This is a genomic window from Armatimonadota bacterium, assembly GCA_018268395.1.
Classification (GTDB): domain Bacteria; phylum Armatimonadota; class Fimbriimonadia; order Fimbriimonadales; family Fimbriimonadaceae; genus JAEURO01.
Genome location: JAFDWQ010000001.1, coordinates 819,391 through 844,691 on the forward strand (window position 1 = coordinate 819,391; position 25,301 = coordinate 844,691).

The 25,301-nt window shown below is 62.9% G+C and carries 27 protein-coding genes and 1 riboswitch; of the genes, 16 read left to right on the plus strand and 11 right to left on the minus strand.

What is annotated here, in order from left to right; all coding sequences use genetic code 11:
* The first annotated feature begins 347 nt into the window (after positions 1-347).
* Both JST30_03700 and JST30_03705 read left to right on the plus strand, forming a co-directional pair.
* Positions 348-935 carry a sigma-70 family RNA polymerase sigma factor gene (locus JST30_03700; GenBank protein MBS1713420.1) on the plus strand — a complete coding sequence of 196 codons (588 nt, stop codon included), beginning with the start codon at positions 348-350 and terminating at the stop codon, positions 933-935.
* Positions 932-1,183, plus strand: a complete 252-nt coding sequence (locus tag JST30_03705) for a zf-HC2 domain-containing protein (protein MBS1713421.1) — start codon at positions 932-934, stop codon at positions 1,181-1,183. The genes JST30_03700 and JST30_03705 overlap by 4 nt, the downstream gene beginning before the upstream one ends.
* Here JST30_03705 and JST30_03710 read toward each other — a convergent pair.
* The 3 genes from JST30_03710 to hutU are packed head-to-tail and all read right to left on the minus strand — an operon-like array spanning position 1,135 to position 4,612.
* Positions 1,135-2,196, minus strand: coding sequence for a M20/M25/M40 family metallo-hydrolase (locus JST30_03710; GenBank protein MBS1713422.1), 1,062 nt, complete (start codon positions 2,194-2,196; stop codon positions 1,135-1,137). The genes JST30_03705 and JST30_03710 overlap by 49 nt on opposite strands.
* A 41-nt stretch (positions 2,197-2,237) precedes the next feature.
* The gene (locus tag JST30_03715; GenBank protein ID MBS1713423.1) at positions 2,238-2,819 is read right to left on the minus strand and encodes a hypothetical protein; all 582 of its coding nucleotides are present in this window, start codon (positions 2,817-2,819) and stop codon (positions 2,238-2,240) included.
* Between the two features lie 44 nt (positions 2,820-2,863).
* The gene (gene hutU / locus JST30_03720; GenBank protein ID MBS1713424.1) at positions 2,864-4,612 is read right to left on the minus strand and encodes a urocanate hydratase; all 1,749 of its coding nucleotides are present in this window, start codon (positions 4,610-4,612) and stop codon (positions 2,864-2,866) included.
* Between the two features lie 9 nt (positions 4,613-4,621).
* On the opposite strand from hutU, the gene JST30_03725 reads away from it, so the two are divergent.
* Together JST30_03725 and JST30_03730 are read left to right on the plus strand one after the other, a co-directional pair.
* Positions 4,622-5,386, plus strand: coding sequence for an enoyl-ACP reductase (locus tag JST30_03725; GenBank protein MBS1713425.1), 765 nt, complete (start codon positions 4,622-4,624; stop codon positions 5,384-5,386).
* Between the two features lie 37 nt (positions 5,387-5,423).
* Positions 5,424-6,323, plus strand: coding sequence for a WD40 repeat domain-containing protein (locus tag JST30_03730; GenBank protein MBS1713426.1), 900 nt, complete (start codon positions 5,424-5,426; stop codon positions 6,321-6,323).
* Positions 6,324-6,330: 7 nt separating this feature from the next.
* Here JST30_03730 and JST30_03735 read toward each other — a convergent pair whose 3' ends face one another.
* On the minus strand, positions 6,331-8,178 hold the full coding sequence (locus JST30_03735) for an ABC transporter ATP-binding protein (protein ID MBS1713427.1): 1,848 nt from the start codon (positions 8,176-8,178) through the stop codon (positions 6,331-6,333).
* A gap of 75 nt (positions 8,179-8,253) precedes the next feature.
* On the opposite strand from JST30_03735, the gene tsaE reads away from it, so the two are divergent.
* The gene (gene tsaE, locus JST30_03740; GenBank protein ID MBS1713428.1) at positions 8,254-8,703 is read left to right on the plus strand and encodes a tRNA (adenosine(37)-N6)-threonylcarbamoyltransferase complex ATPase subunit type 1 TsaE; all 450 of its coding nucleotides are present in this window, start codon (positions 8,254-8,256) and stop codon (positions 8,701-8,703) included.
* 148 nt (positions 8,704-8,851) lie between these two features.
* Positions 8,852-9,622 (plus strand): helix-turn-helix transcriptional regulator, encoded by a 771-nt coding sequence (locus JST30_03745; protein ID MBS1713429.1) that lies wholly within the window; start codon positions 8,852-8,854, stop codon positions 9,620-9,622.
* Here JST30_03745 and JST30_03750 read toward each other — a convergent pair.
* Positions 9,597-11,120 (minus strand): cysteine--tRNA ligase, encoded by a 1,524-nt coding sequence (locus JST30_03750; GenBank protein ID MBS1713430.1) that lies wholly within the window; start codon positions 11,118-11,120, stop codon positions 9,597-9,599. The two genes, JST30_03745 and JST30_03750, sit on opposite strands and share 26 nt — an antisense overlap.
* Before the next feature lie 77 nt (positions 11,121-11,197).
* Here JST30_03750 and JST30_03755 point away from each other — a divergent pair, with 77 nt between their 5' ends.
* Positions 11,198-11,614 (plus strand): GNAT family N-acetyltransferase, encoded by a 417-nt coding sequence (locus tag JST30_03755; GenBank protein ID MBS1713431.1) that lies wholly within the window; start codon positions 11,198-11,200, stop codon positions 11,612-11,614.
* 72 nt (positions 11,615-11,686) lie between these two features.
* Positions 11,687-12,238, plus strand: a complete 552-nt coding sequence (locus tag JST30_03760) for a hypothetical protein (protein ID MBS1713432.1) — start codon at positions 11,687-11,689, stop codon at positions 12,236-12,238.
* On the opposite strand, the gene JST30_03765 is transcribed toward JST30_03760, so the two are convergent.
* Positions 12,205-12,486 carry a hypothetical protein gene (locus JST30_03765; protein MBS1713433.1) on the minus strand — a complete coding sequence of 94 codons (282 nt, stop codon included), beginning with the start codon at positions 12,484-12,486 and terminating at the stop codon, positions 12,205-12,207. The two genes, JST30_03760 and JST30_03765, sit on opposite strands and share 34 nt — an antisense overlap.
* On the opposite strand from JST30_03765, the gene JST30_03770 reads away from it, so the two are divergent.
* Positions 12,485-14,113, plus strand: a complete 1,629-nt coding sequence (locus tag JST30_03770; protein MBS1713434.1) for an Rne/Rng family ribonuclease — start codon at positions 12,485-12,487, stop codon at positions 14,111-14,113. The genes JST30_03765 and JST30_03770 overlap by 2 nt on opposite strands.
* 1 nt (position 14,114) lies before the next feature.
* On the opposite strand, the gene JST30_03775 is transcribed toward JST30_03770, so the two are convergent.
* Positions 14,115-14,891, minus strand: coding sequence for a hypothetical protein (locus JST30_03775; protein MBS1713435.1), 777 nt, complete (start codon positions 14,889-14,891; stop codon positions 14,115-14,117).
* 128 nt (positions 14,892-15,019) lie between these two features.
* Positions 15,020-15,095: riboswitch (cyclic di-GMP riboswitch) on the plus strand.
* 25 nt (positions 15,096-15,120) lie between these two features.
* Between JST30_03775 and JST30_03780 the strand changes: the two genes are divergently transcribed.
* The gene (locus JST30_03780; protein ID MBS1713436.1) at positions 15,121-15,387 is read left to right on the plus strand and encodes a flagellar biosynthesis anti-sigma factor FlgM; all 267 of its coding nucleotides are present in this window, start codon (positions 15,121-15,123) and stop codon (positions 15,385-15,387) included.
* A 69-nt stretch (positions 15,388-15,456) separates the two neighbouring features.
* Here the strand turns inward: JST30_03780 and JST30_03785 are convergent, their stop codons facing one another.
* From JST30_03785 to JST30_03795, 3 genes are all read right to left on the minus strand, one after another.
* Positions 15,457-15,870 (minus strand): DUF2314 domain-containing protein, encoded by a 414-nt coding sequence (locus tag JST30_03785; GenBank protein ID MBS1713437.1) that lies wholly within the window; start codon positions 15,868-15,870, stop codon positions 15,457-15,459.
* A gap of 65 nt (positions 15,871-15,935) precedes the next feature.
* Positions 15,936-16,676: an SDR family oxidoreductase gene (locus JST30_03790; protein ID MBS1713438.1), complete on the minus strand. Its 741-nt coding sequence runs from the start codon at positions 16,674-16,676 to the stop codon at positions 15,936-15,938.
* A complete protein-coding gene (locus tag JST30_03795; protein ID MBS1713439.1) occupies positions 16,676-18,031 on the minus strand; it encodes an FAD-binding oxidoreductase in 1,356 nt (451 codons plus the stop codon). The genes JST30_03790 and JST30_03795 overlap by 1 nt, the downstream gene beginning before the upstream one ends.
* Positions 18,032-18,160: 129 nt before the next feature.
* Here JST30_03795 and JST30_03800 point away from each other — a divergent pair, with 129 nt between their 5' ends.
* Positions 18,161-19,189, plus strand: coding sequence for a hypothetical protein (locus JST30_03800; protein ID MBS1713440.1), 1,029 nt, complete (start codon positions 18,161-18,163; stop codon positions 19,187-19,189).
* Positions 19,190-19,247: 58 nt separating this feature from the next.
* Here JST30_03800 and serS read toward each other — a convergent pair whose 3' ends face one another.
* The gene (gene serS, locus JST30_03805) at positions 19,248-20,528 is read right to left on the minus strand and encodes a serine--tRNA ligase (GenBank protein MBS1713441.1); all 1,281 of its coding nucleotides are present in this window, start codon (positions 20,526-20,528) and stop codon (positions 19,248-19,250) included.
* 112 nt (positions 20,529-20,640) lie between these two features.
* On the opposite strand from serS, the gene JST30_03810 reads away from it, so the two are divergent.
* The 5 genes from JST30_03810 to JST30_03830 all read left to right on the plus strand — a co-directional run bounded on the left by JST30_03810 (position 20,641) and on the right by JST30_03830 (position 25,266).
* On the plus strand, positions 20,641-21,537 hold the full coding sequence (locus tag JST30_03810; protein ID MBS1713442.1) for a polysaccharide deacetylase family protein: 897 nt from the start codon (positions 20,641-20,643) through the stop codon (positions 21,535-21,537).
* A gap of 28 nt (positions 21,538-21,565) precedes the next feature.
* Positions 21,566-22,255, plus strand: a complete 690-nt coding sequence (locus JST30_03815) for an HD domain-containing protein (GenBank protein MBS1713443.1) — start codon at positions 21,566-21,568, stop codon at positions 22,253-22,255.
* 33 nt (positions 22,256-22,288) lie between these two features.
* On the plus strand, positions 22,289-23,206 hold the full coding sequence (locus tag JST30_03820) for a phytanoyl-CoA dioxygenase family protein (protein ID MBS1713444.1): 918 nt from the start codon (positions 22,289-22,291) through the stop codon (positions 23,204-23,206).
* A gap of 60 nt (positions 23,207-23,266) precedes the next feature.
* Complete coding sequence (icd, locus tag JST30_03825; protein ID MBS1713445.1) at positions 23,267-24,490, plus strand: NADP-dependent isocitrate dehydrogenase; 1,224 nt, start codon at positions 23,267-23,269, stop codon at positions 24,488-24,490.
* A 170-nt stretch (positions 24,491-24,660) separates the two neighbouring features.
* Positions 24,661-25,266 carry a PEP-CTERM sorting domain-containing protein gene (locus JST30_03830; GenBank protein ID MBS1713446.1) on the plus strand — a complete coding sequence of 202 codons (606 nt, stop codon included), beginning with the start codon at positions 24,661-24,663 and terminating at the stop codon, positions 25,264-25,266.
* The last annotated feature ends 35 nt before the right edge of the window (positions 25,267-25,301 follow it).

Sequence of the window (25,301 nt, forward strand, 5' to 3'; positions counted from 1 at the left end):
GGCCCGCTTCAGTTCGCCCTCCGCACTGACGACCGTATCGGTCCGACCGCCGATGTAAGCGAACCGGCCGTCCGGGGAGAACTGAAGGTCGTCGACGAGCCCTTCGCTGATCAACCGGGACGGGGCGATGAAATACGCGCTGGACGGCGTCGTGACGAACGACGCCGAGAGCGGGCGCTTTTGGTCTTGGCCCGTCAAGGCCAGCATAAGACCGACGGCCGACAACAGGATCGTTCTCATCACTCCATTGTGAGGCCGGTTTGCGGCGGAGAGTTCGAACTTGACAGATTTTTCGACTCGGCCCTGGCCCGGCAGCGGCCCTTGGCTATACTCCGGCGACCCGTTCCATGGAGGCGACCCTCGACCGGAGAAAGGAGTTCGAAGACCTCTTGGCCCCCGTGGCCGCGGTCGCATACCGCGTCGCGCACGGACTCACGCACAACGCCGAGGACGCGATGGACCTCGTCCAAGACGCCACCGTCCAGGCGTTCCGAGCCTTCGGGACCTTCGCTTCCGGATCCAATTTCAAGGCTTGGTTCCTGCGCATCCTGACGAACCGCTACCTCAAGTCCCGGTCGAAGAAGGCGTTGCCCGTGCAGTCGTTCGACGAGGTCGAGGACGTCTATCTTTTCCAGATGACCCGTCAGGCGGGGTTGCACGGGAACCCCGAAGACCCGGTCCGGCTTGTCTTAGACGGACTGGAACTGGAATCCGTCCAACAAGCGATGCAGACGTTGCCCGACGAATACCGTTCCGCAGCCGTCCTCTATTTCTTGGAAGATTCGAGCTACGAGGAGATCGCCCATGTGCTCGATGTACCGGTCGGGACGGTCCGGTCACGGCTCCATCGAGGGCGCAAGTTGTTGCAGAAGGCACTATGGGAGGTCGCGGTCGAACGGGGGATCGTGAGCGTCGAGGGACAGAGGGCACCATGAACGAGTTCGATTGCAAGGAAGCCTTCCGAAGGTTGAGCGACTATATCGATCGGGAACTGACGGCGGAAGAAATGGAAGCCGTCCGGCAACACTTGGAAAAGTGCACCGAATGTGCCGAAGAGTTCCACTTTGAAGGCAACGTGGTCCGGTGCGTCAAGGAGAAGCTGGCCAGGATCGACCTTCCGTGCGACCTTTTGGATCAATTGCGGGCGGCCCTGGATGCTGCCGGGACGAAAGACGCCGACTGATCACCCTGGAGTTTTTTCCAGGCTTCGACGTAACGCTTGGTCTTTTCGTTGGCTTCGTTCCACTTGATGGGCCGGGGATCGTTGGCGATGGACCATAAGCCGGCGCAGACCGAACGGACGATCTTCGTCGTGTTGTCGTAATCGATCTTCTGCCACTCGTCGCCCGGTTTGTGGTAGTCGGGAAAGCTGTAAGCCGTACTGACCGTGTTCGCAGGGACACCGACCCCGGCGAATGCGGCATTGTCGCTGGCGAAGAAGTAGGGCCCGCTCAGCTTCTCGTGCATCGTGACCTTGACTCCATGCGGCTCGGCTGCGGCCTTCAAGCGTTCGGCCAAGTCCGTATAGTCGTATCCGGTCACATTGAACTCGGACACGCGCGGGCCCTCATCGTCGTCGGTCCGTCCGATCTGCTCCAGATTAATGTCGACCACCGTGTCCCGTAAGGGGAACACCGGGTTCTCGACGTAGTGCCTGGAGCCCCGCAAACCCATCTCCTCGCCCCAAAAACACATGAAGACGATGGTCCGTTTGGGCTTCATTCCGGCCAAGGCCCGCGCACATTCGATGACGCCGACCGTCCCGCTGCCGTCGTCGTCCGCGCCGTTAAAGATCTGATCACCCTCTCCTTCGCGCATTCCCAGGTGGTCGTAGTGCGCCGTGACCAAGACGTAGGTGTCTTTGAGCTTATCGTCGGTCCCGCGCAGGACGCCGATCACGTTCCGGACAGGGGCTTTGACCTGCGTCCGACGGTTTTCGAACTCGGTGATTTGAAAGTAGCCCTCCTTTGTGCCCGGTTCAAGTCCGGCGAGTTGGAACTGGGCCGCGATGTACTCGGCCGCGATGTCCAATCCCCGGCTGGGCGTCCCCCTTCCTTCAAGCAGGTCGCTCGCCAAGAACTTCAAGTGGGCCTCGACCGACTTCGGCGTCACGGAGTCGAGCTTCGGGCCAGCCTTTTCTTGAAGGACTGCGGCGACGAAAAGGGCCGGGGCGAACGCGAACGGCATACGGGCCATTCTATCGCGGCCAGTGGCGGCGACGTTCCGGCTTACGCTCCTTAGGGGTCATTGGGAAATCCACGGAGGAAAGCGGCAAAGGCCATGACGAGACACCGACCGTCCGCCTCCAAATCGGTGGACACCTCCAGAAAGAGCTTGATCCGCCGAGCGTCGTCCGAATCTCGCCAGACGTTGTGGCACTTTACAAGAGCTTCGCCGCCCTTACTGACCTGAAAACTTGCGCCGGCGCGTTGGACGAGGAAGGGTGGGTCGCGCGGAACCCTGGGACCTTTCGTCGTCGAGGAATGGTCGACCGACGCCCACGTCGTGAGACCGGAATCGGTACCGTGTTCGATCACGATCGAGGAGAGCCATCTGACGTCGCCTAGGCTGTCGTGCTCGTACCCGACCTTCCAATCGCCGGCGATCTGACCATAGACGTTCCCCGCCGTGATACGCAAAGGCGTGTTAAAGGGGCTGCTATGGAGCCAAGCGACGTCCTGATCGGCCGAGACGAGGACGGGACGCGTCGAGACCACCAGACCTCCGAGCCCCTTCGAAGGCCTGTCCACGATCCTGAGCCATCCGGACTGATCGACGGGATTGCCTTCTTCACCGTAGAAGCTCTGAAACTGGGGCATACGGCCTTTCTTACGGATGCGTGCCGTCGCTAGGTGCTCACGTCCTAAGACCTTTCCATCGGCACTTTGACCCCGTGCGATCGGGCGAACGTGCGCGCGTCGTCATAGCCCGCGTCGGCGTGACGGATGACGCCCATCCCAGGGTCGGTGGTCAGCACGCGCTCCAGCCGCTTCGCTGCCTCCGGTGTGCCGTCCGCCACGACGACCATCCCAGCGTGCTGGGAATAGCCGATGCCGACTCCACCGCCGTTGTGCACGGACACCCACGTCGCTCCGGCCGAGCAGTTGACCATCGCGTTCAAGAACGCCCAGTCCGAAACCGCGTCGGTGCCGTCCTGCATGGACTCCGTCTCGCGGTTCGGCGACGCCACCGATCCACAGTCCAAATGGTCACGCCCGATGACGATCGGAGCGGACAGTTCCCCGCTCGCCACCATGTCGTTTAACTTGAGCCCGGCCTTGACCCTTTCCCCATAGCCTAGCCAACAGATCCGGGCCGGAAGACCTTGAAAATGAACCTTTTCCCTGGCTTTGGACATCCAACGACTCAGGGCACCGTTTTCGGGGAAGAGGTTTAGCACTGCTAGGTCGCTCTTATGGATGTCCTCTGGGTCGCCGCTAAGTGCCGCCCACCGGAACGGGCCCTTCCCTTCGCAGAACAGCGGCCGGATGTATTCCGGGACGAAACCCTTGATGTCGAACGCGTCCTGACATCCGGCATCTTGGGCGAAAGCACGGATGTTGTTCCCATAATCGAACGTCACGGCACCCAGCTCTTTGAGCTTGAGCATCGCCCCGACATGGACGGCCATGGCCTGCTTCGACTTTCGGACGTACGCGTCCGGGTCGCTCTGCCTCAGCTCGAACGCGCCGGACAGGGTCATGCCGTTCGGGACATATCCGTTCAAGGGATCGTGGGCGCTCGTTTGATCGGTCAAGACGTCGGGAACGATCTGTCTTCTGACGAGTTCGGGAAGAACGTCCGCACAGTTGCCGACGAGCCCGACGCTGATGTTCGGACGACCGTCCAACATCTTGAGAGCTTCGTCGAGCGACCAGGCGACCTTGTCGCAGTATCCGGTCTTGAGGCGCTTCTCGATCCGCGAGGGGTCGACGTCGATCCCCAAGTACGCCGCACCGTTCATCGTCGCTGCGAGAGGCTGGGCGCCGCCCATTCCCCCCATGCCGCCGCTGACCACAAGCTTGCCCTCCAGGGATCCTCCGAAGTGGCGGTCGGCGCAAGCCGCGAACGTTTCGAACGTGCCCTGGACGATGCCTTGCGAACCGATGTAGATCCAGGAACCGGCCGTCATCTGGCCGTACATCATCAGGCCTTTGCGCTCCAGTTCGTTGAAGTGCTCCCAGTCCGACCACTTACCGACCAGGTTGGAATTCGCGATCAACACCCGCGGCGCATCGGCATGGGTGCGGAAGACTCCGACGGGCTTACCGCTTTGCACGAGCAGCGTCTCGTCGTTCTCCAGGTCCCGGAGGCAACGGACAATGGCCTCGAAGCACTCCCAGTTCCGGGCGGCTTTGCCCGTCCCGCCGTAGACGACGAGATCGTCCGGCCTCTCGGCCACCTCCGGATCCAGGTTGTTCATCAGCATCCGAAGCGCGGCTTCCTGAAGCCAGCCCTTGCAGGACAGTTCCGGGCCTCTCGGTGCACGGATCACGGTCTTTGTAGCCACTTCCTCGATTGTATCCCTCGACCCGAGCCCGTCCCCGATCCCAGGTTCGTTCGCGCTCCGAAACGGAGGAAGGGTTGGGGCGGGGCGTCCAGGCTCCGCCATAATCTGCCCATGCTCCTGGAAGGCAAGAAGGGCCTCGTCCTCAACGTCACCAATAAGAACAGCATCGGCTGGGCCATCGCCGACGCTGCGAACGCGCACGGAGCGACCGTCGGCGTCGGCGCGCAGAACGACAAGCTGCTCGGTCGGGTGCAGGAGATGATCGACGGGCGGGAGCGGTTCGACACGTTCACGGTCGATTTCGGGTTCGACGACCAGCTCGAAGCTTTGCGCGACGCCGTCGCTGCGGCGTACGGCACGATCGACTTCCTCGTCCACAGCGCCGCCTTTGCCAAGAAGGAAGACCTCCAGGGACGATTCATCGACACGAGCCGCGACGGCTTTTCGGTCGCTATGGACGTCAGCGCCTACTCCCTGATCGCACTTTGCCGAGCCCTCGAACCCGTCCTTGCGGACGACGCGAGCGTCATGACGATGAGCTACCTCGGTAGCGTCCGTGCGGTCTTGGGCTACAACGTCATGGGGGTGGCGAAGGCCGCGCTGGAATCGGCGGTCCGATACCTGGCCATCGACCTTGGGGAGCGCGGCATCCGGGTCAATACGGTCAGCCCGGGCCCGATCAACACGGTTTCGGCACGCGGCGTCAAGGGCCTGATCGAGAAGATCGATCACGTCCACGAGCGGGCCCCTCTCAAACGCCCGTTCGCCCAAGAAGAAGTGGCCGGTACCTGCGTCTACCTGATGAGCGACCTTTCCAAGGGAGTCAGCGGACAGGTCGTCTACGTCGACGACGGTTACAACGTCGTCGGCATCTGACATCCTTGCCGGCTGACCCGTGTAGACTCCGGCGAGCATGACCACCTTACTTGTCGTCGCCGCCCTGATAGCGCCTGTCCAAGACTTCGTCGGCCACACGCGCGAGGTGAGCAGCCTCGCTGTCTCCCCTGACGGCAAGTGGCTCGCTTCCGGAAGCGTCGACCTCACCGTCAGGATCTGGGACGCGAAGACGCGGCAGTGCGTGAAGGTGCTCGAAGGGCACGACGGCGAGGTGAAATGCTTGGCGTTCAGCCCCGACGGCAAGACCCTCGCCAGCGGCGAGCAGTACAAAAAGGTCCGCTTCTGGGACGTCGCCAGCGGAGCGCTACAACGGACGGTGACGGGCTATGAAGGCGCGGTCAACGGTATCGTGTTCCTCCCGGGCGGCGGCCTCGCCGCCGCATGCCAGGACAACAACGTGTGGAAGGTCGGGCCTGACGGGACGGAAGCCAAGGTCGGCGCGAAGCACAAGTTTGGTGTCGCGGGCATCAGTGCTTCGAGCGACTCGAAGGCCGTCGTCTCCATCGACGAGAACGGGACGGCGATGCTCTGGGATTCGTCCAACCTTATGGTTAGGGCGATCTTTGAACAAGGGGGACGGGGCAAGTGCGTCGCGGTTTCGCCCGACGGAAAGTGGTTCGCCACCGGAGGCACCGAGAACCCCGTTCAACTTTGGTCCGCGTCGAGCACTCCCGCACCGCAGTTCGGCGGCCCTAAGGTCGAGGCCAACGCGCTGGCGTTCTCGCCTGACGGAAAGCGCCTGGTCGTCGGGACTCAGGACAACGAAGTCCTCGTCGTGGACACGGCGGGCGGAGCCGTCAAGTTCCGGAAGGAAGGGCACGAGCGTCCCGTCACGGCCGTGGCCGTGTCGCCGGACGGCAAGACGTTTTACACGGCGAGCATGGACATGAAAGTCAAGTCGTGGCCGATGCCCTGAAACCGACCTAAGCGAGAGACGGGTCTCGTGACGGTGCCGGACCGGCGGTCGCCTCAGGTCCGCTGAACTGCTCGTCGTAAAGGCGTTTGTAGACGCCGCCTTTGGCGAGCAGTTCGCCGTGCCGACCATGTTCTACGAGCCGGCCGTCGTCGATGACGAGGATCTGGTCCGCGGCGACGATCGTCGACAGCCGGTGGGCGATGGCGAACGTGGTGCGACCCTTCATCAAGGTGTTCAGCGAGGCCTGGATCTGTCGTTCTGTCTCGGTATCGAGGGCGGACGTCGCCTCGTCAAGGATGAGGATCCGCGGGTTTTTCAGGATCGCCCGGGCGATGGCGAGGCGCTGTTTTTCGCCGCCTGAAAGCTTATAGCCGCGCTCGCCCACGATCGTGTCATAGGCTTCAGGCAGCGACGCGATGTGGTCGTGTATCGCCGCGAGGCGGCACGCCTCCGTCAGTTCATCGTCCGTCGCGTCCGGCTTCGCGACCCTAAGGTTCTCGCGGACGGTGTCGTGGAGAAGATACGTTTCTTGGGTGACGGCCCCGACGCACTGCTGCAACGATGCCAACGTCACGCCCCGGACGTCATGGCCGTCGATGGTCACCGATCCCTCCGTGACGTCCCACAGTCGGGGGACGAGGTAGGTCAGCGTGGTCTTTCCCGCTCCCGAGGGACCGACAAGAGCGACCAACTGCCCTGGTTCGACCTCGAAACCGATCCCGCTGAGCGTCGGCTCCGGCTGGTCGGCGGAGTACTGGAACGTCACGTCGTCAAAGACCACCCTCCCCTCAAGGGTCGCAGGGTCGAGGGCGACCGCGTCCGGAGCGTCTTGGATGTCCTGCTTGAGGTCGACGTACTCGAAGATGCGGTCGAACATCGCGAACGAGCTCATCACCTGCACCTGGGCGCTCATCAATCCGGTCAACGGAAAGAAGAGGCGCGTCTGGAGAGCGGTGAACGCGATCAAGGTCCCGACGGTGATGTGAGTGTCGCCCCTTTGGAGAAGGAGCCATCCTGCGAACCAGTACACGATCGCAGGCGACAGTCCGGTGATCATCCGGAACAGTCCGAACATCGTGTACATGAACACTTGGGCCTTGATCTGCCAGTCTGCGAGCTTGCGGTTTTCGACGTCGAACTTCTTGGCGACGATGTCGTGGCGGCCCGTGGTCTTCGTCAGGAGGATCCCGCTGACCGAAAGCGTCTCCTGGATCATCGCGTTGACTTCGGCCGTCTGCTCCTGAGTGCCTTTCGTGACTTTGCGCGCGAACTCGCCGACCTTCTTCCCGACGATGCCGACGATCGGCACCATGGCGATACTGATCAAGGTCAGCCGCCAGTCCATCCACAGCATGTTGATCAACGTACTGACCACGATCGCCAGGTTCGAGATCACGTCCACGAACGTGCCGCTGACGACCTGCTGGACACCCCCGACGTCGCTGATCATCCGGCTTTGGATCTCGCCCGTTTTCGTGCCCGTGAAGAACGCGAGCGGCATGCCTTGAAGGTGTTCGAACAGACCGTGCCGCAGATCGCACATGATCTCTTGTCCGATCACGACGCTCAGATAGCCGTACAGGAGCGTCACGCCGGCCGCGACAAGGTTCGCCACGATCGATAGGACCGAGAACAAGGCCACGACGCCCATGTCCCGGGCGATGATCCCGTCGTCGAACAAGACCTTCAGGAATAACGGCGGCAACAGCCCGAGCAAGACGCCGACGAGGACCGTGAGGAGGGTCAGGACGACACGCCGCTTGTAGGGCCGGAACAACCCGACGACGCGCCGTAGCGTCGCCGGATCGACGTTCTTCGGCGCCTTTTCGTCCGCGTTGGCGGCTCCCCGCATCATCATCGACATCGGCCGATTGATTGTGCGGTTTCTTCAGCCCGGGGCATAGGGCGCGGTTCGGGTATCCCTCGTCGCGTGGAGTACTCCGTGCCGGACGCCGCTGCCATGGCCCGGCTCGCAGCCGAGGTCGGGCGCGCGTTCCGTCCGGGCGACACGGTGCTCCTTTTCGGCGGACTCGGGGCCGGCAAGACGACCTTCGTCCGAGGCTATCTCGCCTCGTTGGGGCTCAAGGACCCCGTCCGCTCGCCGACCTTCAACCTCGTCCAGATGTTCGAAACGGTCCCGCCTGTCGTCCACGTCGACCTCTACCGGGTCGCATCGGACTCGGGGCTCGGACTGGAAGACACCTTGGAAAGCCATGTGACCTTAGTGGAGTGGCCCGACCGTCTGGGGACATGGGTCGATCCTGCAGACTGTTGGACGGTGACCATCCGCCACGATGGCGACGGCCGGAACGTCGTCGTCGCCCCTCCGCCGGGCCGGTTGAAGAAGAAAAAAAACCCGGACATCGAGCCCGGGCGGTAAATGGCAATCGCGGTCTTGGACCCTTGCGCTTAGGTCTATGATTGACAGAGTCCTTGTCTCATCATAGTCGGACCCAAACTGACTTAATTGGTATTTGTTGGCCGTTACTGGTAAATTTCCGCCATTGAAACTGGTACAGTAGCGGGACATGCGGTTTGCGGTGGCATCGCTGGCCGCTTCGCCGACGAAGGCCGTCGTGAGCGAAGCAGCGTTCTCAGGAGATTCGAAGGAGTGGACACAGCCGTCCGATCTATGGTCGGCCCTTTATTACCACCACGGCAACGCCCTAACGGTTAATACCGTGACGTTCGCGGTCGAGTGCGGGGACGTGGCCCTCATACCCCCGGGAGCGCGCGTCGTCCATTCGATGGTCGGGGACGGAACGTTCCATACGGCCGTCCGGTTCAACCTTCCCGGCTCGGGTTTCCCTCGTCGTGCCGTGCCTTACCTGTCGAGCGGAATGGCTTCGACGTGGGGCGATTGGCGGGACGCGATCGACAAGAGCGACAAGAGCCCGCTGGCTGCGGTCGCGTTCGTCTGGCACCTTGTCTGGAAAGTGTCCTGCGATCTCGACGTGATCCCCGGCCACGAAGCGATTTCGGCCTCGGAGACGTGGATCCTGGACAACCTGCACAGGAAGTTCACGGTGCAGGAACTCTGTGAAGCGGTCGAAGTCTCCCAACGCCAATTGCTGAGGCTGTTCCAGGCCGAGCACGGCACGAGCGTCCAGGAGTACGTCCTCCAACGGAGGATCCAGGAGTCGACGCGGCTCCTCATGAACACGGCCCTTTCGGTCAAGCAGGTCGCGGCCAGGGTCGGGTTCAACGACCTTCAGCACTTCAACAAAGTGATGCGGGAGGCGACGGGCTCGTCACCGAGACGGTTCAAAGAGATCAGTCACCGCCCGAAGCACGGCTAAAGGGCCTCCGGATCCAGGTCGTCCCTTCCGGAGCGTCCCGCAACTCGATCCCTTCCGAACTCAGGACGTCACGGATCCGGTCCGACTCGATAAAGTCCTTGGACCTCTTCGCCGCGGTGCGGGCTTCGATCCACTCGCTCACGGTCCTTCCCTGGACCGTCGGTTCTGCTTCCTCCCGGGTTCCCTCATGGGCGCCGGCGTGCCGCTCCGGATACGCGATCCCGAGCAGACCGTTGACGGCCTTCAGGAACCACCCGGCGGCTAGGGCGTCGGCGTCTGAAAGTCCGGGCTGACGCAGGATCCACTTGGCACCCTCGACCGCTTTGGAGATCGCGACCGACGTGTTCAGATCGTCGCACATGGCGTCGAGGGCTTGACCGTACAGCGCATCGAGCGGATGTTCCGGCCCGGGCGCACCGAGCGTCGATTCGACGAACCTTGGAAGCCGCGCTTCGACGCGCCGGACGCATTCCCGGAACCGTTCGACGTTGCCTTGGGCGTCCTTCAAGACTTGGAGCGTGAAATTGAACGGCTTTCCATAAGGGACGCTGATCAAGGCGTACCGGAGGGCGAGCGGGTCGAACCCCCGCTCGACAAGGTCCCGGACCGTATAGAAGTTCCCGGTCCGCTTCGCCATCTTCTCGCCTTCTACTTGTAAGTAGCGGACGTGCATCCAATGGTTGGCGAACGGCCGCCCCGTCACGGCTTCGCTCTGGGCGATCTCGCACTCGTGGTGCGGGAACGCGTTGTCCTCGCCGCCGCTATGGAGGTCCAACGTGTCGCCCAGATAGACGCGCGCCATCGCCGAACACTCGATGTGCCACCCCGGGAAGCCCCAGCCCCAAGGCGAAAACCATTGCATGAGGTGCTTGTCGTCCTTCTTCCAGAGCGCGAAGTCGGCCTGCTTCCTCTTATTGTCGTCGACGACGACTTCCCGCACGGCCTCCATCAACTTGTCGCGCGTGTTACCGCTCAGTTTGCCGTAGCCCTGGAACGAATCGACGTCGAAATAGACGCCTGTCGGAGTTTCGTACGCGTGGCCGTCGGAAACAAGTTGTTCGGCCATGAGGATCTGCTCGCGCACGTGCTGGGTGGCCCTCGGACGGACGTGCGGTTCACTAAGGTTGAGCCGCTCCCAGTCTTCGATGTAGCACTGGGTGTAGTACTCGGCCAGGTCCCAAACGTTGGCGAAATGCTCGCCTTCCTTACTCCGCAACGCTCGCTCCATGCGGTCCTCCCCTCCGGCGTCGGCGACGTCGTCTTGAGTCAGGTGCCCGACGTCCGTGACGTTCGTGACCCATGTCACGCGCCAGTCCAACGAACGGGCCGTCCGGACGACAAGGTCGGCTCCGAGGAACGATCGGAAGTTGCCGATGTGCGCGTAGCTATAGACGGTCGGGCCGCACGTGTAAAAACGGAGGTGCCCCGGTTCCGACGTCTGGAGCTCCTTCACCTGTTTCGTCATCGTGTCGTAGAGCTTGAACACCCGCCTCGACATAGGTTCGAGAGGGTACCGGGTCAGGCGGCAACGGGCAAGGACGGAACCTCGCGCCCGTTCCGCGACATCATCAGGGCATGAGGGAGCCTCCCCTGACCGTCACGACCGACTCCGGTCGTATCGACGTCGAGACCGTCCACCGTTGGCTGAGCGGGTCTTACTGGGCCGCCAACAGGACTTTGGACGAACAGCGTCGGGCCATGGCGTCGTCGGTGAACTTCGGGGCGTTCGCAGGCGACCGCTTGATCGGGTTCGCCCGAGTCGTCACCGACGGCACGACCTTCGCTTGGCTTTGTGACGTCATCGTCGATCCCGAAGAACGGGGGAAAGGCGTCGGCCGCGCCCTTATGGACGGGGTCTTCGCTCATCCGGACCTGGTCGGCATCCGGATGACGGTCCTTGCGACACGCGACGCCCACGAGCTTTACAGGCCCTACGGGTTCGACGAGGTCGAGCACCGCAACGTCATGGCGCGGCGCATACCCGAAGGTTAAGACCGTCGACGGCCGCCGTGAGATCCGGTATTCCGGCCAGTTGAGATCCGTGCGGCACAGGGAACAAGGGCCGTGATGCTTGCCCGATTCTCGCGCGGCACGGCTGTCGCGGTCGTCAGACTGCTGGCGGTCATGGCCCACGGATCGCCTGTCGAAGCACCCGTCGACAACGTCACGGTGCTTTATGGCAAGCACACGTCCGGAACCGTCCAAAGCCTGGCCGTCGAAGACGGTGAAGCGATGCGGTTCTGCCGCTTCCTGGTCCCGAACGCGGAGGTGTATCCGATCACGGTCCGCTTCGAAGGACACCTGTCGTCGGCCCCTTCCGCGCTGCGCTTTTCGGTCGTGGGCCGGTCGGCTGCCATGGGCACCTATGTCCAGTCGCTCAACCTCTACGATTGGACCAAGAACCTCTATGAGCCCAATACGAACGCGACGGCGCCGTTGAGAAAGGACTACGGCCGCATGGACTGTTACCCTTGGGGCGACGCCTCGAAGTACGTCCGTCCGCTCGACCGTAAGGTCATGGGGCTCGTTCGGGTCCGCGTGATCGGGCTCGAGATCTCGCTCGGCTGGCCCGCCGAGTACGATCACGTTTGGTTCTCCTTCGAGCCTGCCGCGTAGACGAAGGCCTTGGCCGTGCCGGCCGGGACGGTAGAATCTCGAGCGTCCCTTAACTCCGCAGGTGTCGAAGAGCGTGCCGCTCCGCCGCGTTGAGACCGGACGAAGAGGTTTTCATTGAGAAGAAGGTCCAACCCTAGATCGTCGGATCGACCGTCCACCGGACTGTCCAGACCGCGCAACATCGAAATCATCGTCAATTGCGCCAGCCGCGAGACCCGCATCGCCGTCCTCGAAGACGCGAAGCTCATGGAATACCGCGTCGAGCGGGAAGAGCGCGTCGTCGGCTCGATCTTTAAGGGCATCGTCCAGAACGTCCTTCCGGGCATGGATGCTGCCTTTGTCGATATCGGGCTCGAGCGCAACGCGTTCCTCTACGTCGCGGACATCTTGCCCGAAGACTTGAGCGACGGCAGCCCTGCGAGCGTCCGCCGCTCCGAACTGCGGCGTCGCAAGATCAAAGAACTGATCAAGCCGGGCCAAGAATTGATGGTGCAGGTCACCAAGGGCCCGCGCGGCACCAAGGGAGCCCGCGTTACGACCCGGATCTCGCTTCCTGGCCGCTACGTCGTCCTCATGCCGGAAGGCAACCACCTCGGCGTCAGCCGCAAGATCGAAGACCGCAAAGAGCGAGAGCGGCTCCGTCGGGTCGGCGAGAAGATCGTGCCGAACGGCTTCGGACTGATCCTGAGGACGGAGTGCGAAGGGCGGACCGAAGCCGAACTCAAAGCCGACATCCTCTTCCTCCAGCAACTCTGGTCTCAAGTGCTCGAGAACGCCAAGCGCCTTCGGGCCCCGGTCGTGGTGCACCGCGACCAGACGTTGCTGTACCGGACGATCCGGGACGTCTTCGGCGACGAAATCGACCGGATGGTCATCGACGACCCTGAGGAGTACGAAAAGGTCGCGCTCGTCGCCGGGATCGTCGCGCCGAAGTTGAAAGGCCGGATCCACCTCTACGACCGAGAAGAACCCATTTTCGACCATTACGGGATCGAGAAGGACCTCGACCGTCTGCTCGAACACAAGGTGCAGCTTAAGAGTGGAGGAAGCCTCGTCGTGGACGAGACCGAGGCCCTCACCGCGATCGACATCAACACCGGTAAGCAGGTCGGGACGACTTCGCTTTCGGACACCATCCTCAAAGCCAACCTCGAAGCGGCCGAAGAGGTCTGCCGCCAGCTCCGCTTACGCGACATGGGCGGCATCATCGTCATCGACTTCATCGACATGGACGAGGCGGCCGACCGCAAACGCCTGATCGAACACTTCGAAAAGCTCCTGTCACGCGACCGGGCCCGCACCCGGGTCGGAAAGATCAGTTCCCTCGGCCTTGTCGAGATCACTCGCAAGAGGACGGGTGAAAGCGTCACCGAAGCGATCACGAGCCTCTGCCCCATGTGCGAAGGCCGCGGCCGGATCGCGAGCGCTGACACTGTCGGCCTCTGGGTCGAACGGGAGATGAAACGTAAGCTCTCGGAACCAGGAAACGCGTTCTTTATCGAATGCCATCCGGGAGTCGTCGAGAGCCTCATCGGGTTGGACGGCGAAGACATCGAAGACCTCGAGCACGACTTGAAACGCGGTCTTTACATCCGGGCGAACTTCGACTTCGACTTCGAGGACTTCGAAATCACGTCCGGCACGATCGACGAGTTCGACCGCTCCTTGATGGGCTTCCGCCGCGCACAGGTCCTCGAGTGCAACGTTCGCCGCTCCGCGTCGGAATCGTCGAACAAGGCGATCGGATGGACGGACTCGGGTTACTACGTGGAACTCCTGGACGGCATCGAACACGTCGGACACCGCGTAAAAGTCGTGCTCCAGGACATTCGGCGCTCGTTCGCCGTCGCCGACGTCATCCTGCCGGGGAAGTGACTTAGGAGAACCTAGGTCGGAATTTCAGGAAAATGTCCGTCCTCGGGACAAAGTCCTTGACCGAGAACGTGATCGTCCGACCGTCTTTCCGGACGGAGCCCGGTCCCCGATAGAGAACGGCGTCGCGGTTCTCCGTCCAGAAGGATCGGAGCCGGTCGACGTCGTCAAAGTCTCGCTCGATCAGGAACCGTGGCATTATCGGCAGGGCTTTTTTCGTGAACGTGAACGAGAACGTCGCAGACTTGATCGTCCCCTTCCACGTCCTGCCGGTCGAGACGATGTAAGACACGACGGACAGGACCGGAGTACCGGTGGCGGCGTCGGCTCCATGGCTCACGCCGTAAGTGTTCCGGATCTTCCTGGTCTGGCCCCGTGCAAACGGAACGTCTTTCACCTGCCATCGCGGATACTCAAGGCGCTTTTGAATCGCCCGATCGGAAACAAAGCGGGTCTTGACGGGCCGGCCGTCGACCGTGGATCGAAAATCGGTCATAACACCCGACTTGGTGTGCCGGGCCTCGTTCGCGTCGTCGTTCGCTCCACCGTCCGGAAACCCCATGCGCACCGTCGTCGCCGCCCCAGAGTTGTGGAACACGAAGTCGGTCACGACATCGCTCGATTCATCACCGACAATGACGGTGACGGCTTCACTGACCATTTGGATCGTCGGATGCTTTCCGTCGACCGCAGCGGGATTGCCGTGGTACGCATACCAGCCGTCGTTCAACGTTGTCGAAGCCACTGATCCCAGCAAGACGGCCGTCAACACGCTGCTCATGCTACCGGGCCTAGGCTCAATGGCAGCCATGGTCGGACTCAAAACGGAAATGTCACAAAAAACTTGAGGTCTCACCCTAAAGAAACCTCGAGAAACGACCGTTATTCCTACTAGCACGACCAGGCCCTAGCCAGAAAAGGCACGACGGAGGCGACTCCGCTCACGCAAAGCCACGGGTCCCACGCGGACAGCCGGGTTTCCTCGAAAGGGACCGGTCAGGAGGTCTGTCGTGAAAATCAGTACGCAACAATTGGACAAGGTCAAAGCTCTCGACGGTCGGTTGACCCCGCCGGAGAGCGTCGTCGATACAGCGGTGATCAGGCTCATGGACGCCGATCTCATCAAGTCCGTAACGTCCGAGGTCGAGGCGATGCCCGACCGTGAAGACTTCGTCTCGGAACTCAAGGCCCGGCTTGATGCCGGCGAATACGCGGTGACCGCCGAGGACATCGTGGACGCCATGGCCCGCCGGGCCCAGGCCGACAGGATCAGTTAAGTCCTTCAGACATGAACACCGACGGGGACGGGCACAAGCCCTTCCCCGTCCTTGTCGGTCGGTAAGGTTTCAGTCCCGTAGCGTCGCGCCGCCCTTGACGCGGCCGCCTTCGACGATCATCCAGTCGCAGACTTCGGATTCATCGATCTTGACGATGCGGCACGTCTGTCCGCCGCCCGGCACGAGGCGCCCCTCGATCGTGTTCCCCACGACCTTCAGCCCATCGACCCAGACTTCGGACCGCGGCGATCCGAACTTGGCGCCGTCGACCGCGACCGAAAAGTACTGCTGGCCGCTACGGGGAGCACGCAGGTCACGAAGGAACGAGGTCAGCCCGGCCCGCCTGTCCTTGGACCGCACGCCTTCTTGAAGGTCGGGGCCGGTGCGGGCCGTGCGGGTCAAGGTCAGGTCGGGGAGGCACCCGGTCGCCACGAACGCGACGACGCCCGCCGTCAGCGCACCGACCGTCCTCGTCAAGAGCATGAGCGGCATTATAGGGAAGCTCCGAAGGGTCGCCAAAGGAGGGCCCAGGCTAAGGTCCTGGAACTCTAGAGCTTGGTCTTCTTGAAAACGCTTTCCGGGACAGAGCGTAAGACGAACATGACCGCCCGCCACGGGCCCGGCAGATAGGCGACGTCCTTCCCGTTCTCAAGGGCACGCACGATCGCCCGACCGATCACCTTCGGCTGCGCCAAGAGAGGGAGCTTGTCCATCCCGAACGTCATGGCCGTATCGACAGGTCCAGGTTTGACCGTCAGGACATGGACTCCGGACTTCTGTAGCCTGGCCCTCAGGCCCTGCAGGAAGACGGTGAGGCCGCCTTTGGCGGATCCGTACACGTAGTTGCTCATGCGCCCTCGGTCGCCGGCCACCGACGAGATCGCGACGATCCAACCGGACTCGGCCTTTTCGAACGCCGCTGCGACGACGTGCAAGACCGAGACGGCCGCGACATAGTTACGGTGCAGGACGGCGTGGGCCTCCTGCCAATCGGTTTGGGACCGGATTTGGTCGCCGAGAGCGCCGACGGCGTAGACGACTCCCGAGAACCCACCCATGACTGACGAGGAGTCCTGGAAGAACGCCAGGTGTGTCGAGCAATCGTCGGCATCGAATCGGCCCGTCTCGACCCGGACGTTCGTCCGGATCTTGATGTCGCAAGCGACGCGCTCCAGTTCGTCGAGGTCTCTGCCTGCGAGGAACAGCGAGGCACCCTTTTCGGCCAGGGCGAGGGCGGTCTCGCGTGCGATCCCGGACGTTGCGCCGAGGACCAACACGGGCCCCTCGATCACCGGCACAGTCCGATCCTCCGAGCCAGGTCGGAATCGAACCGTCCGCCCGGATCGACGGCCGAACGCACGGCACAGAACTCATCGATCCTCGGATAGCCCGCACGGAAGACGTCCGGTTTCATCCTGGAATCCTTGGCCAGGTAGAGCCGGCCTCCGTGCTTCGACACGGTCTGGTCCATCCGCTCCAAGAAGTTCATCAGGCCGTCGGCCATCGGAATGTCGAGGGCCAGGGTCAAGCCTTCGGTCGGGAACGACAACATGCCCGGCCCCTGGGGCCCGAATCTCTTGAGAACGGCAAGGAACGACGCCCTTCCCGCGGCCGAGAGTTCTTCCAGGATCGTCCTTGTTCCTTCGAACGCGCCGGCCGTCGGCAATACGTATTGGTATTGGACGAACCCGCGCTTGCCGTACATTCTGTTCCAGCCCTCGATCCCGTCGAGCGGATAGAAGTACTTGTCGTAGTCGCAGACGAACTCGCCCTTTCGGCCTTGGAAGGCGTCGTAGACCCGATTGAACGTTTTGACCGTCAACGGGTTCAGCGCCCACCCCGGAAGGTCGAACGGGAACGGCTTGACCCTCTTTTCCGGCAGGACCAAGGGATCGTTCCGGAGCGAGACCTCGGACTTCTTCGCGTGCTCGCCCGCCATGAAGACGCCTCGTCCGAGCCTTGGTCCCTTCGCCAGGCAATCGATCCAGGCGACCGTGTACCGGGCGTCGTACTTCGGGTCGGTCAGGAGTTCGAAGGTCCGGTCCAGGTCGGGCGACCGGGTGTGCCTGACCATCATGTAGGCCGATTCGACGGGCGTCAACTGGAGCGTGAGTTCGGAAACGATCCCCGTGAGGCCCATGCCACCCGCCGTCGCCCAGAACAGGTCGGGGCGGTCGTCCGGCCCGCACCGGACGCGCTCTCCGTTGGCCAGCACGAGTTCGATTCCGTAGACATGGCGGCTGAACGTGCCGTCACGATGATGGTTCTTGCCGTGGACGTCCGCGGCGAAACACCCGCCCAACGTGCAGTTCTTCGTGCCGGGAGTGACCGGGAGGAACCAACCTTGCGGGACCAGGTAGCGGAGGACGTCGCGCAGCGAGACGCCCGCTTCAGCGCGCAACACGCCCGTCTGAGGGTCGAACTCGAGGAACCGGTTCAGCCGCTCGGTCATGACGACCGTGCCGCCTGTCAGTACGGCGGCGTCTCCATAGGCCCGCCCAAGACCGCGAGGGATGCACTGTCCGCCTACAGGGGACAGGTCCCGCGCCTTTTCGGGCCTGACCGCCTCGACGTCCGTGACCGGAAACCGGCCCCAACCTCCGAGGCCCGACAGGCTCTTCACCGCTGTCTTCTCCGGCAACATCCGGGCCGATTGTATCTGCTCCGGGCTAAGCCGCCCGGACAAAACTGGGGAAGTTCCGGGAACCTGGGCCTAGGGGTAGTGGCGTATCATGTGGGCGTATCCGATCGGATCGGTTCGAGGTCTGGAGACATGTCGCACTATTTGAAGCTCGCTTTGGGGGCGGTCGCCATCGCTTCCCTTTCGCTCACCGGGTGTACGCCCACGGACGGCCCTGCGGTCAAAGTCGGGGTTCCAGGCTCTTCGCGTCCGGCCTCCGGCGACGCCGGTCAAGCCGCGCCGCAGACACCGGGCGGCGGCGCCTCGATGGACCGGGCCGGTGAACAACCGCGGGGCGGCGGCCAGACGTCGCCTCCGGGAGGCCCGGCCGGAGCAGGCAACGACAAAGCGCCGAACAGCGCCCAACCCAGCCCACGGCCGCAGAACGGCCAGCCCGGCGCCCAGACCGGGGGCCGAGGTCAGTTCACGGGCCGCAGGGGCGGAGGCGGATCGTTGATGCTCCTGAGAATGGAGGCCGTCCAAAGCGAGATCAAACTGTCCGACGACCAGAAAAAGAAACTTGAGGCCGTCATGGCATCGGCACGGCCCGGCGGCGACGGCGGCGAGCGTCCGGATCCAGAGAAGATGCTCGAAGCCATGCGCAAAGCCCAGGACGAAGCCGAAAAGATCCTGAACGCCTCACAAAAGACCCGTCTGGAAGAGCTTCAGATGCAGAGGATGGGCGCGGACGCGCTCTCGATGCCCGAAGTCGCGGGCAAACTCGGTCTCAACGACGCTCAGAAGAAACAGATCGAAGACCTTCAAAAGGCGATGGGCGAGAAGATGCAGGCCATGTTCCCGCGGCCTAGCGGCGACGGGCAAGCCGGCGGTCAGCCCCGCGGAGGTCAAGGGGCGCCTGGCAGCCCTGGTGCGGGCAACGGCGGCAACGGCGGCCGGAACCCTGGCGGGAACGGGAACGGGCGCGCTCGTTTCGAAGAGATGCAAAAGCTGCGGGAAGAGACGCAGGCCAAGCTGATGAACGTGTTGACCGCGGACCAGAAGACGAAATTCAAGTCGTTGCAGGGCAAGCCGTTCGAATTCCCGCAGCGGGGGTTCGGCGGTAACCGGGGCGGTGGCGGCGGCGGACCGCGCGGCGGTGGTGCCGCGAACTCCGGAGCCTGAACTCACGAAGGGCCGTGACGTCGCGCCCGCTCGGACTCCGAGCGGGCGACGTCGATTGTCAGGGCCGGCCGATTACGTCGACGCCCATGTAGGGGCGCAGCGCCTCCGGGACGGTGACAGAGCCTGTCTCCGGATCCCGGTACGACTCGACGAGCGCGACGAACAACCGCGGGACGGCGAGCCCGCTCCCGTTCAGGATGTGCACGAACTCGGGCTTTTCACCTTGCGCCCGGCGGAACCTGATGTTGGCGCGGCGGGCCTGATAGGCCTCGAAGTTGGTACAGCTCGACACTTCCAGGTAACGGCCCTCGCCCGGTGACCACACCTCCAGGTCATAGCACTTGCACCCTTTCTCGCCCATGTCGCCGGCGCAAAGCAGCAGCACGCGATAGTGCAGGCCAAGGGCCTGCAGGACGGACTCGGCGTCGGTGACCAAGGCCTCCAACTCGTCGTAAGACGTTTCTGGCAGCACGAACTTGACGAGTTCGACCTTTTCGAACTGGTGGGTGCGAAGGATGCCCCTCGTGTCCCGCCCGGCCGCGCCCGCCTCGCGACGGAAGCACGGCGTGAACGCGCAGTGCCGGATCGGTAAATCGGTGCCCTCCAAAATCTCGTCCCGGTAGAGGTTCGTCACCGGGACCTCGGCGGTCGGGATGCAATAAAGTTCGTCCCGCGTGGCGTAGAGGTCCTCCTCGAACTTCGGCAGGTTGCCCGTCCCGACGAGCGAAGCGCGGGTCACGAGGGCAGGCGGGTAGACCTCGTCGTAACGGTTTTGGGAGATCTGGAAGTCGAGCATGAACTGGACGAGCGCCCGGTGGAGCTTGGCGCCGAGTCCGGTATAGACGGCGAACCCGCTCCCGCTGACCTTCGTCGCGCGTTCAAAGTCGATCAGACCAAGCTCGGACGCCACGTCCCAGTGCGGTACGGCGGGGTCGCCGACGTCCGGCTTTTCTCCCCATTCCCGCACGACCACGTTCTCCTCGACGGTCGACCCGTCGGGGACGGTCGCGTGGGGGAGGTTCGGAAAGCGCAGTTCGATCTCCCGAAGCTTCGCCTCCAGATCTCGCGCCGCTTCTTCAAGTTCGCCGACCCTGCCTTTCAGCGCCGCGGCTTCGGACTTGGCGGCTTCGGCCTGATCCTTTTGGCCTTGAGCCATCAATGCGCCGATGCTCTTGCTGACTTTGTTCATGTCGGCCTGGACGCGCTCCCACTCTGTCGTCGCAGCGCGCCATGCCGCGTCGGTCTTCAGGAATTCGTCGACCGGCGCCTCGACCCCTTTCCGGAGCGAACCGGCCTTGACGAGATCCGGGTTTTGTCGGATGTACTGGCGGTCGAGCATGGGTTCAATGTACCTTGGCACCGAAGCGGTGTCCGGCCGCTTTGGTGCGGGTCGGGACCGACGTGTATCCTGTCCGGTTCGATCCAGTAACATCCTTTTCGGTGAGCACCCTTTGACCGTCTTGTCGTCCCTGTCCCGGGTCGTTCCGGTCCTGTCCCTCTCCCTGCTGGCCGCTGCGACCGTGTCATGGGGCGTCCCGTCCTATGCCCCTGCCCGGCCGGACCGGGTGACCGACAGAAAGGCTAATCCGAACGGCCGTGTGATGATCGTGATGTACCACTCGATCGGACCGGTCGACAAGTACATGTTCCGCTCGAAGGAGGGTTTCCGGAACGACCTTAAGAGGCTCTACGACATGGGGTACCGCCCGGTGACGTTTTCGGACTATCTGGACGGCAAGTTCGACATTCCGTCCGGCGCCTCTCCCGTCGTCATCACGTTCGACGATTCGCGCGAATCCCAGTTCAGCTATCGCAAGGACGGTTCCGTCGATCCCGACTGCGCGGTCGGTGTCTGGCAGGAGTTTGCCAAGAGCCACCCGGACTTTCCGGTCAAAGGGACGTTCTTCATCCTCCCGAACGGGCCGTTCGGATCGAACAAGACGGGTAAGCAGAAAGTCAAGGCGCTCCTGTCCTGGGGATGCGAACTGGCCTCGCACACGATGTCGCACACGTTCCTCGACAGGTTGGACGACGCCGAAGTCAAGTCGGAACTGGCCCGTTCCATGGACTGGCTCAAGGGCCTCGGGGCCAAACCACGGGTGCTCGCCCTTCCCTATGGGGTCGCCCCGAAGAACCCGGCTCTCCTACGCGGGTTCAAATGGAAGGGCAAGACGTACCGGTATCAAGCCGTCGCGTTAGCAGGAAGCTCTCCAGCGAGGGCTTCTACCGATCCCAAAGCCAATCCCTATGCGGTCCCCCGTGTCGAGGGGTCACAGGCGGAAGGCGGCCTGCGCGGATGGTTGGACAAGGTCGCCAAAGGCAAAAGCGCGCCACTGGTCGTACCCTAGCGGCAGGCTGGGATAACCTAGCAGCGGAATGGCCATCGAGAACCGCACGACGGGAAGGCCCGTGACCCTCAAGGACGTCAAGTCCAATCCCAAGGTCAGGCATTTGATCGACGGGGCGAACGAGCTCATGAAGGCCATGGGGTACACGGAGCACGGCCATCGCCACGTCGAGGTCGTGGGCGGCATCACAAGGAGCATCCTTGAGAAGCTCGAGGCCGAACCGCGCTATGTCGAACTGGCGAAGATCGCAGCCCACCTTCACGACATCGGGAACGTGATCAACCGGATCGGACACCCGGTCTCCGGAGCCGGCATCGCGTACCGCCTCCTGGACGAAATGGGCATGGGGGCGGCCGAAATCGCGCCGGTCCTCGGGGCCATCGGTAACCATGAAGAGCTTGCCGGTTCACCGATCAGCCTCATGGGCGCCGCTTTGATCATCGCCGATAAGAGCGACGTCCACCGGTCAAGGGTCCAAAACCCCATCTTGGAATCGTTCGACATCCATGACCGCGTGAACTACGCCGTGACCCGAAGCCGGGTGGACATGGTGGCCGAAGACAAGACCGTCTCGCTCAAGTTGGAGATCGATACGTCCTTCGCGACGGTCATGGAGTACTTTGAAATCTTCCTGCAACGCATGGTCATGTGCCGGAACGCGGCCCAGTACTTCGGGTACCGGTTCACTCTGGAAGCGAACGGCGCCCATCTCGAATGACCGGCCTTTGCGCCTAAAATAGGAAGGGGAACGATGCAACCGTTCGGTTCGTGGCCAAAGGCCGGTCGTCCGGCAGGATTTTTCCGGTCGCCTCTCGCGCCCGAAGCGGGGGCCTTCTATCGCGAAAACGGCTACCTCGCCGTCGAAGACGCCTTCACGAAGGACGAACTCGACGCATTGAAACGCGAGACCGTCCGGATCTGCCGAGGTGAATTGGGCGACGTCGCGGGCCTGGTCCCCAGCCGCGAGGACGAACCCGACGACGACGTCCTCAAGAAGACGCTCTGCATCCACTTCCCGAACAAGATCAGCCCGCTGATGAAGGACCAGATGGCGCACCCGAGCCTCGTCGAGATCCTTCGGACGGTGATCGGCCCGGACGTCAAATGTATGCAGTCGATGCTGTTCGTCAAGGCGTCGGGAAAGCCCGGCCAGGCTTGGCACCAGGACGAAGACTACATTCCCACCCGTGACCGTTCCCTGACCGGCTGCTGGCTCGCGATGGACGACGCCACGGTCGAGAACGGGTGTCTCTGGGTCGTACCGGGTTCCCACGCTCCGGGGGTCTTGTGGCCGATGCGTTTCCACCACGACCGCAGGTTCGACTGCTCATGGGAGAGTTTCGACACCCCGTACGGCGACGATCCTGGGGTCCCTGTCGAGGTGAAGGCGGGAACGGTGGTGGTCTTCAACGGCTACCTGTTGCACAGGTCGTTGCCGAACACCGCCCTTGCGGGTTACCGCCGCGCCCTCGTGACGCACTACATGAGCGCGCAGTCGCTCCTGCCATGGCTCTGGCCGGAAAAGCCGACCGGGATGGCGCTCCACGACCATCGGGACATCGAACTCGTGTGCGGTACCGACCCTTATGCCTGGAAGGGTGTCGAGACCGTGATGCGGCCCCACGTCCGTCCGGACGGCGACGGCGGGTGCTTTACCGGCGACGACTGACCCCAGGTCCGGGCCCTCTTACCGGGATACCTGGTGACGGGACCGGTATCCTGCCCACCCATGGGCTCCCCGATCACGATGTCCGCCGAAGGGCTCCACGTCCCGAACGATCCGATTTTGCCGTTCATCGAAGGCGACGGTATCGGCCGGGACATCTGGAAGGCCGCCGTCCGTGTCCTGGACGCCGCGGTCGAAAAGGCGTACGGCGGATCGAAGAAGGTCGAGTGGCTCGAGGTCTTAGCGGGTGAGAAGGCGTTCGAGAAGACCGGCTCGTGGCTGCCTCAAGAGACGCTCGACGCGTTCAACACGTACCTGGTCGGGATCAAAGGCCCCTTGACGACGCCCGTCGGAGGAGGCATCCGTTCCTTGAACGTGGCCCTTCGTCAGCAGCTCGACCTGTACGTCTGCTTGCGACCCGTCCGGTGGTTCCCGGGCGTCCCGAGTCCGGTCAAGGCCCCCGAAAAAGTGGACATGGTCATTTTCCGGGAGAACACCGAAGACATCTATGCGGGCATCGAGTTCGAGCAAGGCACGCCCGAGTGCGACACGTTCCTCAGGCTCTTGAAGGAGAACTTCCCGGACCGCTTCGCCAAGGTCCGCTTCCCCGAGACGTCCGGGATCGGCATCAAACCCATTTCGCGCGAAGGGACGGAACGCTTGGTGCGGGCCGCGTTGAAATATGCGGCCCAGTACAAGCGGAAGTCGCTGACGTTAGTCCACAAAGGGAACATCATGAAGTTCACTTCTGGAGCGTTCTGCAAGTGGGGCTACGACCTCTGCAAGCGTGAGTTCGGAGGCGTCGAAATCGACGGCGGGCCGTGGCTGAACGTCGAGGTCGACGGCCACAAGATGCTGGTCAAAGACGTCATCGCCGACAACTTTCTTCAGCAGATCCTGCTCCGTCCGACCGAATACGACGTGATCGCCACTCCGAACCTGAACGGCGACTATATCAGCGACGCGTTGGCCGCCCAGGTCGGAGGCATCGGCATCGCTCCTGGCGGCAACATCAACTATCTGAAGGGCCACGCCGTGTTCGAAGCGACCCACGGGACGGCGCCGAAGTACGCCGACCTGGACAAAGTGAACCCGTCGAGCGTGGTCTTGAGCGGCGAGATGATGTTCCGCTACCTCGGTTGGCACGAAGCCGCGGACCTGGTCGTGAAAGGCGTCGAAGGCGCGATCGCTTCCAAAAACGTGACCTATGACTTTGCGCGCGCGATGGACGGTGCGACCGAGGTCTCGTGCAGCGGTTTCGGCGACGCCGTCATCGCGAGAATGTGACCGTTCAGAATGTGACGGATTTCGGCCGGTATTTACGCTGGAAATCAGTCTTCGGTCCCCGGCTGTGCCTGCAGATGCTGTATCATCGGTAGTGATTCCTATTGGGATCAGTGTGCGCGTCGGAAGCCGGTGGGCCCCGCGCCGCGCTTGCAAGTGAAGAGGTAATTAAAATGCGTAAGTTTTTGCTCACGGCCCTTTTCGTTTCGGCCGCTGCTGCTAGCCAAGCCAGTGTGACGATCGCGGCGTTTTCCGACCCGGCCCAGTTCGCCGACAGCCCGCTCTTCACGTGGGACAAGGTCAACAACACGCTTTCCGGTTCTTGGACGGCCTCCGGCCTCACGCTTCAGACCCCGGGCTTCACCGGCGGCGGAGCGACGGCGAACACGCACTTCGACATGAAGCCCGTGTTGCTGACCCCGGTCATCAACGGCACCCTCTACACGATGGGCCGCGGCGTCATCGATTTCTACACCACCGACCCGAACAACCCGTTCTTCTCGATCACGTTCTCGGGCGGCTCCTTCCTCACTCCGGTCAACGCCGGGTCGAGCAGCCTGGCCAACGCCGTCGTCGACTTCTCCGGTTCGGACGTTCCGGTGGCGCTCGCGAACGAGCAGTACAGCTTCAGCTTCGCCAACTACTCCGACTTCGGTACGTTCGCGACCTTCACGGCGGCCTTTACGAGCTCGGCCGACGTCGTTCCGGAACCGGCGACCATGCTGGTCCTTGGTACGGGCGTCGCGGCGCTGATCGCCCGCCGACGAAAGTCCTCGTAATCGACCCAACGGCCACGTTTGAACGAACGTGAGCG